The sequence below is a fragment of the Microvirga calopogonii genome, from assembly GCF_003347665.1.
GTDB classification, from domain to species: domain Bacteria; phylum Pseudomonadota; class Alphaproteobacteria; order Rhizobiales; family Beijerinckiaceae; genus Microvirga; species Microvirga calopogonii.
On record NZ_QDGA01000237.1, the window covers coordinates 1 to 1,511 of the forward strand.

General features: G+C 64.9%; 2 protein-coding genes. One reads left to right on the top strand and one right to left on the bottom strand.

Annotated features, from left to right (window positions below):
- A partial coding sequence (locus tag DDF70_RS36190) for an IS5 family transposase (protein ID WP_245435790.1) occupies positions 1–698 on the bottom strand: 698 nt, incomplete at its 3' end.
- Positions 699–918: 220 nt separating this feature from the next.
- Between DDF70_RS36190 and DDF70_RS36195 the strand changes: the two genes are divergently transcribed.
- Positions 919–1,511 (top strand): transposase (locus DDF70_RS36195; RefSeq protein WP_162820919.1); only part of this gene is annotated, 593 nt, incomplete at its 3' end.

Genomic DNA, 1,511 nt, shown 5'->3' on the forward strand with positions numbered 1-1,511 from the left:
TAGTCCTTGGCCAGCCGCCGGTTGGTAGTCAGCCAACCGATGGTCCGCTCCACCACCCACCTTCGCGCGAGCACCTGAAAGCCACTCGGTCGCGTCGGCGGCTCTGCGTCAGCCCGCATCCAGGTGCCTTCACTCCACCAGTGTTGCGGAATCGACAGCTTCCATCCCAGCGCTCTGCACAACCAGTCCTTCAGCCCGCGATAAGCCGTGTCGGCCCACACGCGCTCAATGGCCGGAAACAGATGCTGCAGCCCCTCCAGCAGGAGTTCGGCGCCTGCGCGATCATGAATGTCGGCGGGCTGCATGCTGTTCTTCAGCAGATTGCCTTGCGTATCAACGAGCAGATGGCGCTTGCGGCCCTTCACCTTCTTGGCACCGTCGTACCCTCGTGGTCCACCCATCTCAGTGGTCTTGACCGACTGGCTGTCGATGATCGCCGCTGTCGGCTGAGGAGGACGGCCGATCGTACGCCAATAGCTCTCCCGCAGGACCTGGGTCACGTGCTCCCAGGTGCCAGCATCGCGCCACTGGGCATGGTGATAGAAGACAGCATACCGGGGTGGATACTCATGCGGCAGCAGCCGCCATTGGGCTCCGGTGCGCAGCAGATAGAAGATCGCATCGACGATGCGCCGCAACGGATAGGTCTGCCGCCACCCGGCCGGATGGCTGCGCGGGATCAGGGGCTCGAGCCACACCCACTCGGCATCCGTGAGATCGCTGGCGTAGGATCAGGCATCCATGGCGGGGCTCCTGAATCGTCAAACAGCCCACATCCGCCTTAGCGGCCCAGCACAAGTCTATTTTAAATCAAGCACTTAGCTCGACTTTGGCCATTTCTGACGGGTGATGTGGGAGCGAGGGCGGCGAAGCGAACGATGCGGTAGACTGGCAGCGTTTCCGCCAAGAGACACCGCCATGCTGCACCTGCCCGCTCGCTTCGCCGCGATCATTGTAGCCTTTGCCCCGCTCTTGTGCCACCGGACGTGGCGTCATGCCGAAATCCTGCTCGTCGGGGCCATCCTGGCGCCCGGCAAGCGCACCGTGACCAGCATCTTGCGCATCTGCGGCCTCAGCCGCGAGCGCCACTTCGTCAACGACCATCGCGTGCTCAGCCGGGCCCGTTGGAGTGGGCGCGAAGCGGCCCGGCTGCTGCTGGGCCTGCTGATCCAGGCCTTTGTCCCGGCGGGTCCGGTCATTCTCGGTCTCGACGACACCATCGAGCGCCGCCGCGGCAAGCGCATCAAGGCCAAGGGCATCTACCGCGATCCGGTGCGCTCCTCGGATGCTCATTTCGTCAAGGCCTCGGGCCTGCGCTGGCTCAGCCTCATGCTCCTGGCTCCGATCCCATGGGCGGCCCGCACATGGGCTCTGCCGTTCCTCACCGCCCTGGCACCCTCCGAGCGGTACTGCCGTGAGCGCAGACAGCGGCACAAAAAGCTGACCGACTGGGCCCGCCAGATGGTGCTGCAGGTTCGGCGCTGGCTGCCCGAACGCGAGCTGGTGCTGGT